The organism is Streptomyces sp. NPDC002958 (assembly GCF_055563255.1).
This window is the reverse complement of sequence record NZ_JBVHDS010000002.1, coordinates 353,730-367,155: the sequence shown is the minus strand read 5'-3', so window position 1 is coordinate 367,155 and position 13,426 is coordinate 353,730. Positions and strand designations below refer to the sequence as shown.

General features: G+C 67.8%; 15 protein-coding genes. 5 read left to right on the top strand and 10 right to left on the bottom strand.

What is annotated here, in order from left to right; translation table 11 throughout:
- Nucleotides 1-45 precede the first annotated feature (45 nt).
- The 5 genes from ACZ3IC_RS05085 to ACZ3IC_RS05065 all read right to left on the bottom strand — a co-directional run bounded on the left by ACZ3IC_RS05085 (nucleotide 46) and on the right by ACZ3IC_RS05065 (nucleotide 3,714).
- On the bottom strand, nucleotides 46-591 hold the full coding sequence (locus ACZ3IC_RS05085) for an integrase (RefSeq protein ID WP_467412717.1): 546 nt from the start codon (nucleotides 589-591) through the stop codon (nucleotides 46-48).
- Complete coding sequence (locus tag ACZ3IC_RS05080) at nucleotides 549-1,025, bottom strand: hypothetical protein (protein WP_467412716.1); 477 nt, start codon at nucleotides 1,023-1,025, stop codon at nucleotides 549-551. Before ACZ3IC_RS05080 ends, ACZ3IC_RS05085 begins: the two co-directional genes overlap by 43 nt.
- Complete coding sequence (locus ACZ3IC_RS05075) at nucleotides 1,012-1,575, bottom strand: hypothetical protein (protein ID WP_467412715.1); 564 nt, start codon at nucleotides 1,573-1,575, stop codon at nucleotides 1,012-1,014. Before ACZ3IC_RS05075 ends, ACZ3IC_RS05080 begins: the two co-directional genes overlap by 14 nt.
- Before the next feature lie 239 nt (nucleotides 1,576-1,814).
- A complete protein-coding gene (locus ACZ3IC_RS05070; protein ID WP_467412713.1) occupies nucleotides 1,815-2,516 on the bottom strand; it encodes a hypothetical protein in 702 nt (233 codons plus the stop codon).
- Nucleotides 2,517-3,549: 1,033 nt separating this feature from the next.
- Nucleotides 3,550-3,714 (bottom strand): hypothetical protein, encoded by a 165-nt coding sequence (locus ACZ3IC_RS05065; RefSeq protein WP_467412711.1) that lies wholly within the window; start codon nucleotides 3,712-3,714, stop codon nucleotides 3,550-3,552.
- A gap of 139 nt (nucleotides 3,715-3,853) precedes the next feature.
- On the opposite strand from ACZ3IC_RS05065, the gene ACZ3IC_RS05060 reads away from it, so the two are divergent.
- The 5 genes from ACZ3IC_RS05060 (at nucleotide 3,854) to ACZ3IC_RS05040 (ending at nucleotide 6,552) form a co-directional block, all read left to right on the top strand.
- The gene (locus tag ACZ3IC_RS05060; protein ID WP_467412709.1) at nucleotides 3,854-4,120 is read left to right on the top strand and encodes a hypothetical protein; all 267 of its coding nucleotides are present in this window, start codon (nucleotides 3,854-3,856) and stop codon (nucleotides 4,118-4,120) included.
- A complete protein-coding gene (locus ACZ3IC_RS05055) occupies nucleotides 4,117-4,704 on the top strand; it encodes a hypothetical protein (RefSeq protein ID WP_467412707.1) in 588 nt (195 codons plus the stop codon). Before ACZ3IC_RS05060 ends, ACZ3IC_RS05055 begins: the two co-directional genes overlap by 4 nt.
- The gene (locus ACZ3IC_RS05050; protein ID WP_467412706.1) at nucleotides 4,701-5,450 is read left to right on the top strand and encodes an ATP-binding cassette domain-containing protein; all 750 of its coding nucleotides are present in this window, start codon (nucleotides 4,701-4,703) and stop codon (nucleotides 5,448-5,450) included. The genes ACZ3IC_RS05055 and ACZ3IC_RS05050 overlap by 4 nt, the downstream gene beginning before the upstream one ends.
- Before the next feature lie 449 nt (nucleotides 5,451-5,899).
- The gene (locus ACZ3IC_RS05045) at nucleotides 5,900-6,211 is read left to right on the top strand and encodes a hypothetical protein (RefSeq protein WP_467412703.1); all 312 of its coding nucleotides are present in this window, start codon (nucleotides 5,900-5,902) and stop codon (nucleotides 6,209-6,211) included.
- Between the two features lie 116 nt (nucleotides 6,212-6,327).
- Nucleotides 6,328-6,552, top strand: coding sequence for a hypothetical protein (locus ACZ3IC_RS05040; protein ID WP_467412702.1), 225 nt, complete (start codon nucleotides 6,328-6,330; stop codon nucleotides 6,550-6,552).
- Nucleotides 6,553-7,036: 484 nt separating this feature from the next.
- Here the strand turns inward: ACZ3IC_RS05040 and ACZ3IC_RS05035 are convergent, their stop codons facing one another.
- From ACZ3IC_RS05035 to glgB, 5 genes are all read right to left on the bottom strand, one after another.
- A complete protein-coding gene (locus ACZ3IC_RS05035) occupies nucleotides 7,037-8,215 on the bottom strand; it encodes a glycosyltransferase family 39 protein (protein WP_467413145.1) in 1,179 nt (392 codons plus the stop codon).
- 98 nt (nucleotides 8,216-8,313) lie between these two features.
- The gene (locus ACZ3IC_RS05030; RefSeq protein ID WP_467412699.1) at nucleotides 8,314-9,537 is read right to left on the bottom strand and encodes a bifunctional glycosyltransferase family 2/GtrA family protein; all 1,224 of its coding nucleotides are present in this window, start codon (nucleotides 9,535-9,537) and stop codon (nucleotides 8,314-8,316) included.
- Between the two features lie 112 nt (nucleotides 9,538-9,649).
- Nucleotides 9,650-10,120, bottom strand: a complete 471-nt coding sequence (locus ACZ3IC_RS05025) for a hypothetical protein (RefSeq protein WP_467412698.1) — start codon at nucleotides 10,118-10,120, stop codon at nucleotides 9,650-9,652.
- An 11-nt stretch (nucleotides 10,121-10,131) separates the two neighbouring features.
- Complete coding sequence (locus tag ACZ3IC_RS05020) at nucleotides 10,132-10,638, bottom strand: SigE family RNA polymerase sigma factor (protein WP_467412694.1); 507 nt, start codon at nucleotides 10,636-10,638, stop codon at nucleotides 10,132-10,134.
- A 338-nt stretch (nucleotides 10,639-10,976) separates the two neighbouring features.
- Nucleotides 10,977-13,424, bottom strand: coding sequence for a 1,4-alpha-glucan branching enzyme (gene glgB / locus ACZ3IC_RS05015; protein WP_467412691.1), 2,448 nt, complete (start codon nucleotides 13,422-13,424; stop codon nucleotides 10,977-10,979).
- Nucleotides 13,425-13,426: the final 2 nt, after the last annotated feature.

The window sequence follows — 13,426 nt, the reverse complement described above, 5'->3', positions numbered from 1 at the left end:
AAATTTGCGCTCCCAATCTACTGAGCCACCGAAGCATATCCGTCGTCACGCGTCGCTGGAGCGTCCAGCGGCCGACGTGAAGTCAGGCATCCCGAGATCGACCGCCGCGGCCGTGCGGGCTGTGGTGGCGTCCATCTGGGCGAGCTTGTCCTCGGCACCAGCGAAGCTGACTTTCAGTCCTTCGACTTCGCCGAGCCAGCCCTCACGCTCGGCCTCAGCGATGCGGGCGACGAGATTGTCGCGGATCTCCTCCAACCGGCCGCGCTGGGCCGGGTCCGGCCGGAGGAGCGAGCAATGAATGCAAGCGTGTTCGTGAACACAAGGGCTCGAACAGGCACGAGCGCAGGTGCCGATGGACACTTTGCGCTTCTCGAAGTGCGCCAGGAAAGCGTCCCATTCCTCCTCGGTGGGTGTTTGATACTCATCGCTGGGTCGGGTGGCTCTGCGGCGGTCGATGAAGGCGCGATGGGCCTCGATGGTCTCGGCGGGGTAGATCGCTAATGGTGACGTCGGGTATTGGAACTCCCGGAATACCTTGGCGCCAGTGATCACATGTAGTCGAAGAAGCGGTGCCACCACAGGTGCTGCCACTCGTCCATCTCCGTCGATCCGTCGTATCGCTTCCTGAGCACGAGCCTGGGAATCAAGATGCAGCCGAGTGTCGCCGCGGCAGCTTCGATTCGGCTGCGATCCTCGTCGTGCAGCCCGTCGGCAGGATCTGTGGTGTCACCTGGGACACCTCCCGCACTCGCTGTGATCAGGGAGCCGAAGTTGCTCAGCCGGACCACGACGAGGTCACCGCTCTTCGTGGCGACAGCCGGGATGGCGATGTCGCCGTGGAAACTGGCATCTTGTACTCCCCGATCAACGGAGCATGTGCAGTCGAACGTCTGGTCAAGCAGTGCAGCGAGCCGATCGAAGCGGGTCCGGGTGGCGACATGGTCGTAGTCGTGAGGGAATTCCCAGTGGTCTGGGTCATCCAGACTTCGCAGCAGAGCGAGTAGGCGCTGGTCATCGACGGTCATGTACTTCTCCCTGTGGGTCGGAAAGGTTGGCGCGTCGGCTGATCTCGGCTGCGTAGGCAGCCCAGTCTCCGGAGGCGGCTCGCTGCCATTTGACGGCGACGGTGATGTCCATGCCGAGGGTGCGGGCGAGGATCGCGGCCGGCAGCTCGGTGGCGAGCTGGAACAGAGCGGTCGAGCGGGCCTCGGCGAGGCGGATGCCGAGTTTACGGAGTCGTTCGCCCATGGCCCAGACGCTGATGGGGCGGCCGGGCTGGCCGCCGGGGAAGAGCCAGGGTGAATCCGTCCGGGCGAGGACGGCATGGCTGCGGCGGGCCTCGACCTGTTGGAGGGCCAGTTCAGCGACGGGTGCGGGAAGCTCGACGGGGACCGCGCCGAGGCGGATGCGGACCGCTCCGTCCGTCTCCTTGATGTGGTCGACGGTGAGTCGGGAGATCGCTGCGGGCCACTGGGCATAGAGGAGCAACAGCAGGCCGGCGAGGCGGCCTTCGGTCTTGAGGGCATCGTCGTGCAGCAGGCGGCGGGCGGTGGCCCAGCGGGCTTCGTCGTCCATCGGCTGGGAGGGGCCGTTCCATCCCCCTGGATGAAGTGCACCCTCTCGCCTTGGTTGGCGTAGTCGGCGGTGGTCAGGATCTGGGCCGGGTGATCGGCTGCGGAAGAAGACGTGGACCGTCGCCTGCGGGCCGGCCAGGAGAGGGCGGTGTTGTCCAGGTGCTGCTTGAGGGCGGCTCAGACGCGTTCGACGGGAGTGTCGGGCCTTGCCTTCGTGAGTGCGCCGACGGCTGGTACCGCTCAACTCCAGCTCGGCGAGGGTCCATGCGGTGGCTTATAGGGAACCGGTTGGCCGGTGTGCGCGTCGAGCACCACGCGGTCGCCTACGGGGCGCGCCAGTTTCACAGTCACTTGTTGCAACCCTGCCTGTGTGGTGCAGAGGCCGCCGTCGTCCTTCCGGTGTTTGACGGAGCCCGAGAGCACCACGCCGCCGCGTGATTCCAGCACATCCACCACGGGGCCGTCGTCGCAGGCGCCATGGAGGGCAACTACGGTCACCGAACGCCCGTCTGCGGCAATCTGGACCAGCCGGTTGAGTGGATAGCCCGGGACGTCGTCGGCCCGCCCGATCGGCGGACGGGGTAGTGGCGATGGGATGACGGCGGCCTGCTTGAGAGGGGAGGCATAGCCGTCAAGGGTGAACAGCCACGCTGGGACCACCGCAGGTCCCCGGCTGGTGGCCACACTCATCACACCCAGCTTCGCCCCGGTCACAGTGAGGTGTGGCTTTCCGTCGGTGTGGCCCCCGGCCAGGGCCTTGTACGACTCAGCCGCCCCAGTCAGCGGCCGTGTGAGCGCTCTGCCTCCAGCCCAAGTCACCCGGCCGTTCTTGGGCCCGGTGCTGGGCATCGTGCCACGTAGGGCGAGGTTGTGGTCTTGGTAGGCCTGCTTGTCGGCCTGGCTCCGCAGGCCGCCGCGCGGCAGTTGGACCACGTCACCCATGGGGTGGTAGCCAGCTCGCCACGCGGCGGCAGCGGTTGATCCGTCCCAGGCTTTGGCGACCTCACGGGCACGGTGCGTCAGCACCTCCGTGTCGCCGCCAGCACCCTTCTGGTCGCCGCAACCGGAGATGGTCCCCAAGCCGGCGGCGGACACAGCCGCCGCAGCGAGCAAGCTCAGCGAGCGTGATGCCCGGATGCGCATGTGGACCTCCGAAAAGATGGTGACGTGGCAGCTGCCCTGCCCCTGCCCCTGTGACGTGGCCGGGGCAGAGCGGGTTCACTGATTGCGGCGGCTCGCTGTCAGCAGACCTTGAGACCGGTCTGGTTCAGCACTGTCTGCACCTTCGTGAAGTAGTTGCGGTAGGTGCCGGTGGTAGAGGAGGTGCACACTGTCTCGTCGGTGCCGCCGGAGAGAAGGCCCAGGGCGGTTACCCCGTGGAGTGCGGGTCCGCCGTTCCTGCTGCCCCACGCCCAACTGCCAAAGCACGAGGGCAATCTGGCCGGATGACGATCAGTCGTGGCTATCAGTCGGTGAGACCGATGAGGCCGGTAATACAGTCGCTCAGCCGTTCGGTTTTCACTTCGAGGGGGGCCTCGTCAACCGAATGGGCAGGAGATTTTTAGCTTCGTGCATCAGCTGCACAGTAAGTGTCAGGCAGATCGTCGTGGACACGACCCAGGCCGACTGATCCCGCCGGGCCGCCGCGCATCCTGCGCGGCGGCCCGCCTTGTATGTCCTTGAGGCTCCATGCGCTTCTTCACCGCTCTACGCACACACGCCGCTGTGCTGGCTTTGCCAGTGACCGGCTTCTTCTTTGCCTACGTCTTTTTCACGACCAAGGGGAGAATTAGCCATTTCGGTTCACTGCCCTGGCCGACCGAGGTCGCGTCCTACGCCATACACGCACCAGTTCCACTGGCCTTCGCTGCTGCTGCAGGACTGGCTGCCGTGGAAGCGACACGGCTCCGGACTCTCGGTGTTTGGGAGATGGGTCCCGCACGTTCCGCTCTGCGCGTTGCTGTCCAGCCGATCCTTATCCGTGCTCACTTTGGCAGCCCTGATCGCCGGCATTACGGCGGGCGCGTTGTTGATCGTCGGAGTTCTTCCCGACGCGTATGTGCTGCATCTGTTCGGCATGGTTGTCGTCCTGCTCGCCGCGCACGCGGTCATAGGATTCCTCATCGGGCGGCGCCTCCATGCGTTGTACGCCGCACCGCTCGTAGCTATAGCTGTGTTCATCGGAGTCAGCTTCCCATTGGGCACAAGCGGATGCCATAGGCAAGGAGTGGACACTCGACCTTGCAGCCGGGAGCTCGGACGGAATTCCCTGGAAAGATGTGGCGATCGTCGTCGTGGGAATACCCTGCGAAACCCCGGAGTGGAACACCTTGCACTACAGCACTCTTTGGACCGCCCAGACCATGGGGGTGGCAGATGACTACCTCGACTGGCTCTCCCGTGAATCCCAATCATTCCGGAAGGGGAAGAGCAGAGAACAACTCCTCACAGAAATGGGCAGGGTGAACGGCCTTCCGCTGAACGAACAGAAGAACTGGTACGTCGAGCAGCGCCAGCTCTCCTGCCAGGCCGGCCAGCCAGGATGATCTGGTGGTTACGTCAACGAGGCGCCTTCGACCTGCTGCCCTACGCGCTGTTCGCCTTCATCTTGAGCATCGCTCTCACATCGAATCTCGTCCTCGTCCTCCCTGCGTATCTGGGCAGCCATCCAATACCAACTGAATTGAGCAACTTCTTCTGCCTCGTGCCTTCTGTCGCCCTCGTCTCATGCCTCGAAAGGCGCTTGCCCGGCATGGAGCGATCCGCTGTGCGCCGGCTCGATGCGATCGATATCGCCCTGGTGGCAGGCTTCGCCCTCCTGGCCAGCGCGGCGGCAACGGCGATGACTCCGTTGGGCTCGGACGCGATGTGGACAGCCGCCCGCAACAATCTGCTCTTCTGCGGACTCACCCTCGGGAGCTGGCCTTTCCTCAAACACCGAGCGGCCCTCGTTCCTGTGTTCTGGATGATCCTCGCCATGTTCACCGGGGGCAGACATATCAACGACCCCTATCCCTGGGTAATCGTCACCGAGAAGGCCGATGTCGCCCACGCCGCGACGGGCGCCGCCCTCGTCTTCCTGACGGGGCTCGCTCTCCTCACCTGCCTCGTGCCAAGGACCGACCGATGACTCTCCTGCTTGACCGTGTCACTTTCACTTACCGACGCAGGCTTCGCCCTGTCCTCTCCCGATTCACCTACGAGGTGCCTGACCAAGGTCTGACAATCTTGCTCGGCCCCAATGGAGCGGGAAAGTCCACGACGTTGGCCCTTCTCGCAGGTACGGTCGAGCCGACAGCAGGCAGAGTCCTGTTCAGTGACTCGAATCTCACCTCCGCCACCCGTGAATACCGCCGTCACGTGGCCTGGCTTCCCCAGCGGGTACCTACTTCTCCGCAGCTGACCGCTCGCGAGTACGTGGCATACATTGCCTGGCTCAAGGGCGAGAGCCGCGCCTACGCGTGGGAGCGAGCCGGCATCGCCCTTGAGCAGGTCGGCCTCGCCGAACAGTCCGGACAGAAGACGGCCAGTCTCTCCGGGGGACAACTTCGGCGTGTCGGTATCGCTTGTGCCCTCGCCCACGACGCCCGCGTCATCCTGCTGGATGAACCAACGGCAGGTCTCGACCCTCATCAGCGTTCCGTATTCCGTGATGTGCTGGGGGAAATTGCGGCGAGTACCCCGGTACTGATGTCAACCCATGACGTGATCGATCTGGCCGACGCGGCCAACACCGTCACCCTCATGGAGTCCGGCCGGGTGCTCCACCATGGCGGGACCCAAAGCTTCCTCGACCATGCCCGTCCTGATGCCGCCCCGGGGCGGAGGGCGGAGTCGGCGTACTCCGCCCTCATGCGTCTCGACAGTTCGCGGTGAGTAGCAGAACGTAGGGACGTGCGGGCCGGAACCATGCTCCAGCCCACGCATGTTCCGGCCACGCCGGGGGAATCCCCGCGTCTGCTGTCGCCCCACGCGCGGCGCAGTCGGGGCGAGCGGCGGCCCCCACCTCGCACAGTTCGACACCCAGACCGGCGCCGCTGCGCCGTGTAGTGACAGGCGGTCATATGTGCTGGCAGTAGCCCGAACGCGAGCACTTCCGTTCGCCCGGACTGCTGAGGGTGGCCACATCTTCATCGCCTCCGAGTACCTGGCCATGCTCAAGGAAGAGAGCGGCTTCGCCGACGTCCCGGCAGACGAAATGACACGGGAACAGCGCCAAGAACTCGCCGCCCGCACAACGGCAACCCCTACTGGCAGGATGACAGTGCCCAGGCCTACGGCCGCGGCTTCGACATGAATCTGGACGACGCGAGGAGCGCCTTGAAGTGACCGGCCTGCTCCGAGGGCCCTGGGCCGTAACCCTGATCCTTGCCAACCTGCTCAGCGCCTACGTCGCCTACGGCGCACTCGTCACCCAGCCGCAAGGGGCCTGGGACGAAAGCACCCTGACGGGAATCGAGGTCGCGTCAGCGCTGCTGATCACCCTTAGCATCATCACCTCCCTGCTCGCTCTGGGCCCAGTGCTGCGGCACTCCCTCAGCCGCTGGTGGCTGGCGCCAGCACTGATCTTCCTGGCAGTAGGCGCAGCACGCTGGGCGTACATCGTTCACACCTATCCGCAGGGCCCCGGCGGCTGACCTGGCTCACCGCGATACCGGCAGGCCCGGTCCTCGAACCATTCTGCCCGGTGGGCCGTCGCCGCCTCGCAGCGTTGCGCAGGAGCAAACCGTGGGCCGCGGCAACGCTCGGGGCGGTGGTGTTCGACGGACGGGGCGGGTTGCCGGGCGAGCGCCGACGCCCGCAGTGGCGGGACGAGGGCGGGAGCCCACTGCCGTCGGTGGGGCGCATGCTGGTCAAGTTCGGCAAGGCGCTGGACAGGGAAGACGACAGGCACTCCGAGCAGGGCCCGCACGCGGACGGCGGCGGAGGGCACCACAGCTGCGGATCCAACAGCAGCTGCGGCGGCAGCGACTACTGAGCCCGACGCTCGCATCTCGCGGCCCGAAGTCCCGGCCTTGGAAGCCGGGTTGAGGCGACGTGGACCGGACCACCGCATCCGAGAGGAGGTGCCGGCCGAGCAGGGGCTGGACAAGAGGTCAGGCCAAGCGTGTCTGCGCCCAGTTGTAGAGGTGGTGGGCGCTGTCACCAAGGTGTGTGGCGTAGAGCGTATTGGTCTGCCTGCCCGCGAGTTCGTCGCTGGTGACGACGGTGCCGGCGCCGGAGCGGGCCTGGCGGCTGCGAGGGATCGCGGGCCGACTTCTCGTTGTGGAGTGAGGACCTTTGCGAAATGGCGCTGTCGGGGTGCGGGAGCGCGCCCTTTGCCCCATACGACGTGCGACCAGGCGCGAGGTTGCGACCGTTCCGGAAGAAGTTTCCGCCGGGCCGTGCACCATGCCGGGGTGGAGGCGGGATTCCATGTGCAGCCGTCTCCGGGCCTGCCGCGGCCCTGGCGGGTTCGTCGGTTACGGGACGCCGAGTTCGAAAAGGCCGTAGCCCGCGTACGAGCCGGAAGCCAGGGCCGCGATGCCGAGGAGCAGGAGCTGGTGCGTCAGGCTCAGGCGGCGCAGGGCGAGGGCGAGCGGGAGGAAGAGCGGGAAGAGGGGGAGCAGATAGCGGGAGACGTTGCCGAATATCTGCTGGCTGCCCAGGACGAGGACGAGGGTGAGGACGGTGTAGACCGTCAGGACGGCCGGGGGACGCAGCCGGATCAGCAGCGTGAGCAATACGAGCGCGAGCAGCACGACACCGACGCCGATCAGGTCCGCGAAGGGACAGGCGGAGAGATAGTCGAAGTGGCCCACCGAGACGGATGTGAGGACGTCGAGGGTGTGTCGGCCGTAGTCCCACTCGTGGGCCCAGGCACCGGACTGAAGCCTGAAGTAGCCGCCGTAGTCGCCCATTTGGTGACCCACCCAGCCGAGATAGGTGAGGAGGCCGAGCGGGGCGACGGCCATCGCGGCCACCGGACGCAGGATGCCGTCCCGGCGACAGTGGAGCGCGAGCAGGGCCGCGACGGCGACGGCGGCGATCAGCGCCACGGCGGTGGGCCGGTTGAGCCCTGCCGCGCAGGTGAGGAGACCGGCGGTGAGCCAGCGGCGGCTCAGTACGGCATGGCAGGCCCAGACGGCCAGGGCCACGTAGAGGGAGTCGGAGTAGACCGCCCACTCCACGCCGGAACCGGGCCAGACGGCCCAGAGTCCGGCCGCGGCCAGCCCGGCCCGTCTGCCGCCGAGGCGTTCGGTGATGGCGTAGATGCCCAGGGCGGCGACCAAGGAGGCGACGACGGAGACCAGCAGGCCGGCGCCGTACGGGCCGAGGCCGGTGAGCTCGGAGATCAGCCGCATCAGCGCCGGGTAGAGCGGGAAGAACGCCGCCGAGTTTCCTTCGAGGGTGATCGGGCCGGTGGCGCCGGGAATCGGAACCAGCCGAGGGTCGTACCCGTACATGGCTATTTGCTGGTACCACCAGCCGTCCCAACTGGCCAGGACGTCCCACGGGTGGGCGCCGCCGCCGAAGCGCGGGTGCTTCGTGCGGTAGTCCCCGGCGGAGTGCAGCAGCCACATGAAGGCGGCGAAGCCGATGAACTTGAGCGTGCCGTAGACGGCCAGTACGGGGCCGTAGTGCTCGGCTGTGCGGCGCAGCCGGCGCCGGCGGTCGGGGCCCGTGGTGACGGGCTGCTGCGACAGCCTCGCGTTCCAGTTCGGGGTGTCGGTCGCGGTCGTACGGGCGGTGGTCCTGATCACGCGCGGAACACCCACGCTCGGAAGAACAGGAACCGCAGCAGCGTCACGGCCAGGTTGGCGGCGAGGAGTACGGCGAGTTCGGTGGCCTGCCCGGCCGAGGGCACCGCGTGGTGCAGGGCGGCGAGCGATCCGCCGGTGAGCGCCAGGCCGATCAGGAGGACGACCAGGCCCCTGCCCTGGTGGCGCAGCACACCGCCGCGGCCACGGAGGCCGAAGGTGAACCGCCTGTTCACGGCCGTGTTGGCGACGGCGCAGACCAGCAGCGCGAGTGCGTTGGCGGCCTGGGACCCGGCCACCGGGCGCAGCGCCGCGTAGAGGAGCAGGTATGCGAGGGTGCTGACGGCTCCTACGGCGGCGAAGCACACGAGTTGGGTGGCGAGCCCGCCCGGTGTGTCGGCGCCACCGCCGCGGAGCGACCCGCCGGGCGGCAGCGTGCCCCGCGCCAGTGCCCCGCCGATCCTGGCGATGCCGCGCAGGTCGGCCAGTGCCGTGGCGAGGATGTCGACCCGGGTGTCGGGATCGTCCACCCAGTCGACCGGCACCTCATGGATGCGCAGCCCGGCACGCTCGGCGATCACCAGCAGTTCGGTGTCGAAGAACCACTCCGAGTCCTGTATGAGGGGCAGCAGCCGCTGGGCCACATCACGCCGCACCGCCTTGAATCCGCACTGCGCGTCGGAGAAGCCCACGGCGAGGACGGAGCGCAGGAGGGCGTTGTAGCAACGAGAGGTGATCTCTCGCTTGGGGCCGCGCACCACCCGGGAACCGGGTGCCAGGCGGGTGCCGATGGCGATATCGGAGTGGCCGGAGAGCAGCGGGGCCACGAGCGGTAGCAACGCCGTCAGTTCCGTGGACAGGTCCACGTCCATGTACGCGAGTACGGGGGCCGACGAGAGCGACCAGGCGGTACGCAGCGCCCGGCCGCGCCCCTTCTCGGCCAGCCGAAGCCACTGTGCTTCGGGCAGTTCGTCTGCCAGCCGAGCGGCTATTAGCGGGGTGCTGTCCGTGCTGGCGTTGTCGGCGATGGTGATACGGAACGGATAGGGGAAGGTCTCGCACAGGTGTGTGTGGAGCCGCCGCACGCTCGGCTCCAAATCTCTCTCCTCATTGAACACGGGGACGACCACGTCCAGGACGGGCTCCGGGTGGTGCGTCGCCACCGGTGCGCGGTGCGGCAGTCGGCTCAGTTCCTTCAGGGCAAGCGACCCTTGGTTTCTCATATTTTGTCCTTTTTGTAACCTGGCATGGGGCAGGCCGAAGACACTCGGGGCGACGGTGTGTTACGGCGTTACGGCGTTACGCGGTGACGAGCGAGGACGAGGCGGTCGACGGTTAGTTCGGCGCGGTCGCCGTACCCGAAGGCGGGGCCGAGGTCGAGGACGGAGACGCGTCCTCCGTGCTCCCCGGCGGGGTGTCGGTGGCCGTGCCCGTACTCCCGGTCGTGGTCGGCGGCATGATTTCGGCGGTCTCGTCCGGGGACGCGGGGGCAGTGGAGGTGCTGGAGGAGGGGGGCGCGCTCGGGGACGCGTCGGGTGTCGCGGGCGGGGCGGAGGGCGACGGGCTCGTCGCGGGCTGTGGGCCAGGGTGGCTGGGCTCGACCCGGGGCGCATGGCCGGGCAGCAGGAACAGTCCGACACTGAGGCCGGCGACGGCCAGGACGGAGCCGACCGCCCTCTGCGCGGCCCGTCTCCGACGGTGAACACGCACCCCTGCCCGGAGACGTTCCCGGTGCTTCGGCTCGAACGGTGCGGGCGCCTCGGTGTCGCGCATCATGTGCGCCAGCTGCCGCTCGAAGTGATCCATGGGGTTCTCCTTCACCGCACCGGCTCGTTCACATCGCTCAGAAGCTTTCTCAACTGCGCCACTCCGCGTGCGGTATGGGACCGAGCCGTGCCCACCGGGCATCCGAGCGCCTCCGCCACCTGCCCCTCGGGCAGGTCTTGGTAGTAGCGCAGCACCACCGCCACCCTCTGCTTCGGCGACAACTGGGCCAGCGCGGCCTCCAGTCGAGAACGCTCCACCACGTCCGTGGACACATCGCCGACCACCGCCGCCTCGGGCAGCTGTTCGACGGGGCGTTCACCCCACCAACGCCGCTGTCCGGAGCGTGCCGCCGCACGCACCATCACCTTGCGGACGTACGGCTCCGGTGCGTCATCCGCGACCCTGGGCCAGACGAACCAGAGCTTGACCAAGGACTCCTGCAACAAGTCCTCGGCCCGATGCCGATCGCCTCCGACGAGCAGACGGGCCAGGTGGACCAGCGCCGACCAGCGGGCAGCCACGAACTCGTCGAACGCACGGGCTCGACTCTGCTCCATCCGCACTGTCCCTGTTCTCGCCGGTCGCCTACACCTTGTAGAAGGCACTGGCACGCGGCCCACGATGCACCTGTGGCCCGTGATCTGGATCACATGACATGTCGACGGCAAGCGTGAGGAGCTCCTCCGTCCGGAATCCATGGCACCGGCGTAGCCGCAGAGGAGCCGGCGCCGTGCCGTGGTCAGCGGAAAGAGAGGTCCGGCAGCAAGGCGTCAAAGAGTGGCGCATTGCACGGTGTTGCCGGGTTCTGTGTGGCACGACATCCTGTCGTTGTCCTGAGCGGGGGGACGGCGCGGGGCCCCCGACCAGGAGGTGGTCGGGGGCCCCGCACCCGTGCTCACACCGGCTTGAACCAGACCGTCGCCAGCGGCGGCAGCGTCAGCGGAATGCTGCCGGGCCGGCCGTGCGCGGTCACCGGTTCGGGCTTCAGCGGCCCGGGATGGTGTACGTCGCTGCCGCCGTACCGCGCGGCGTCCGTGTTGAGGACCTCCGCCCAAGCGGCCTGATCGCCGAGGACGTCCGGGACGCCGATGCGGTAGTCGTGCCGTACCACCGGGGAGAAGTTGCTGACCGCGAGCAGCGGCGAACCGTGCGCGTCGTAGCGCAGGAAGGCGAAGACGTTGTCGTCGGCCGCACCGCCGTCCACCCAGTCGAAGCCCTCCGGGACGGTGTCGCGCTGCCAGAGCGCGGGGGTGGCGCCGTACACCGAGTTCAGGTCACGGACCAGGGTGCGTACACCCCGGTGGTCGCTCTCGGCCGCATACGAGGGGTCGAGCAGCCACCAGTCCGGACCGTGCCCCTCCGACCACTCCGCCCCCTGCGCGAACTCCTGGCCCATGAAGAGGAGTTGCTTGCCCGGATGGGCCCACATGAAGCCGAGATACGCCCGGTGGTTGGCGCGCTGCTGCCACCAGTCGCCGGGCATCTTGCTGACCAGTGCCTGCTTTCCGTGCACCACCTCGTCGTGCGAGATCGGCAGGACGTAGTTCTCGCTGTACGCGTACACCATCGAGAAGGTCATCTCATTGTGGTGGTACTTGCGGTGCACCGGCTCCTTCGACACGTACTCCAGGGAGTCGTGCATCCAGCCCATGTTCCACTTCAGCCCGAAGCCGAGCCCGCCGAAACCGTCGGGACCGACATGGTGGGTGGCGCGGGTGACGCCGTTCCAGGCGGTGGACTCCTCCGCGATGGTGACGACGCCGGGGTTGCGCCGGTAGACGGTGGCGTTCATCTCCTGGAGGAAGGCGACGGCGTCCAGGTTCTCCCGGCCGCCGTGTTCGTTCGGGGACCAATCCCCGTTCTCACGCGAGTAGTCGAGGTAGAGCATCGAGGCGACGGCGTCGACCCGCAGCCCGTCGATGTGGAACTCCTCGCACCAGTAAGTGGCGTTGGCGACCAGGAAGTTGCGTACCTCCGTGCGCCCGTAGTCGAACTCCAGCGTGCCCCAGTCCGGGTGCGCGGCCCGCGACGGGTCCGAGTGCTCGTACAGCGGGCGGCCGTCGAACTCCGCGAGCGCCCAGTCGTCGCGCGGGAAGTGCGCGGGCACCCAGTCGACGATCACGCCGATACCGGACCGGTGCAGCGCGTCGATGAGGAAACGGAAGTCGTCCGGTGTGCCCATGCGTGACGTCGGGGCGTAGAAACCGGTGACCTGATAGCCCCAGGAACCACCGAAGGGATGCTCGGAGACCGGCATCAGCTCCACATGCGTGAACCCCAGATCCTTTACATATTCCGGGAGTTGGCAAGCCAGCTGGCGGTAGGTGAGCCCCGGCCGCCAAGATGGCAGATGCACCTCGTACACGGAGAACGGCGCCTCGTGCACCGGTACGTCCCCGCGGTGCGCCATCCACTCCTGGTCCTGCCACTCATGGTGCGAGGCCGTCACGATCGAGGCGGTGTGGGGCGGGATCTCGGTGCGGCGGGCCATCGGGTCGGCGCGCGTGGTGTGCGAACCGTCCGGGCGGCAGATGTCGAACTTGTAGAGCGTGCCCTCCCCGATCGCCGGGAGGAACAGCTCCCACACCCCGGTGGAGCCGAGCGAACGCATCGGGAAGCCGGTGCCGTCCCAGTAGTTGAAGTCCCCGATGACCCGCACACCGCGGGCGTTGGGCGCCCAGACGGTGAACCGGGTGCCCGTGACCCCCTGGTGCTCCATGGGCTGCGCGCCGAGGGCGGTCCACAGTTCCTCGTGCCGTCCCTCGCCGATCAGATGCAGATCGAGATCGCCGAGCGTGGGCAGGAAGCGGTACGGATCGTGCACCTCCACCTCGTTGTCGTCGTAGGCGACCAGGAGCTGGTACTCGGGCAGTGAGGGCATCGGCAGCAGCCCGGAGAAGAGGCCGTCGCCGTCGTCGTGCAGCTGTGCGCGCAGCCCCTTGGCGAGTACGGTCACGGACCGCGCGTACGGGCGCAGCACCCGGAAGGTCACACCGCCGCGGACCATATGGGCGCCGAGCAGGTCGTGCGGGGCGTGGTGTTCGCCGGAGAGCAGCCGGGCCCGGTCGCTGTCGTCGAGGGGACGTGCCTGTCGTACCCCCTGCCCGGCGGCGCCCCGGCGAGGATGCGGCGGCGCGGCATCGGTACCGGCGGCTTGCTTGCCCGCAGGCATCTGCCGCTTGGCCGGAGCGTCCGGAGTATCCGGCGCGGCCGGCTCCGAAGGGGGCGGCGCGGCCTCCTTCGCCGGGGTCGCGGGGGATGCCGCCCCGTCCGGTGTCAGCAGCGGGACTCGGGGGACCTCGGTGGGGGCGGGGGGTTTGCGGGACGGCTTGCGGGCGGTCACGG

Bases quoted from the DNA above. Each gene is read 5' to 3' on its own strand.
- ACZ3IC_RS05055 (WP_467412707.1), top strand. From the start codon at position 4,117: ATGATCTGGTGGTTACGTCAACGAGGCGCCTTCGACCTGCTGCCCTAC.
- ACZ3IC_RS05080 (WP_467412716.1), bottom strand. From the start codon at position 1,025: ATGACCGTCGATGACCAGCGCCTACTCGCTCTGCTGCGAAGTCTGGAT.
- ACZ3IC_RS05050 (WP_467412706.1), top strand. From the start codon at position 4,701: ATGACTCTCCTGCTTGACCGTGTCACTTTCACTTACCGACGCAGGCTT.
- ACZ3IC_RS05025 (WP_467412698.1), bottom strand. From the start codon at position 10,120: ATGGATCACTTCGAGCGGCAGCTGGCGCACATGATGCGCGACACCGAG.
- ACZ3IC_RS05065 (WP_467412711.1), bottom strand. From the start codon at position 3,714: ATGGAGGCGCCGCCCGATGAGGAATCCTATGACCGCGTGCGCGGCGAG.
- ACZ3IC_RS05030 (WP_467412699.1), bottom strand. From the start codon at position 9,537: ATGAGAAACCAAGGGTCGCTTGCCCTGAAGGAACTGAGCCGACTGCCG.
- ACZ3IC_RS05075 (WP_467412715.1), bottom strand. From the start codon at position 1,575: ATGGACGACGAAGCCCGCTGGGCCACCGCCCGCCGCCTGCTGCACGAC.
- ACZ3IC_RS05070 (WP_467412713.1), bottom strand. From the start codon at position 2,516: ATGGGTGACGTGGTCCAACTGCCGCGCGGCGGCCTGCGGAGCCAGGCC.
- ACZ3IC_RS05020 (WP_467412694.1), bottom strand. From the start codon at position 10,638: ATGGAGCAGAGTCGAGCCCGTGCGTTCGACGAGTTCGTGGCTGCCCGC.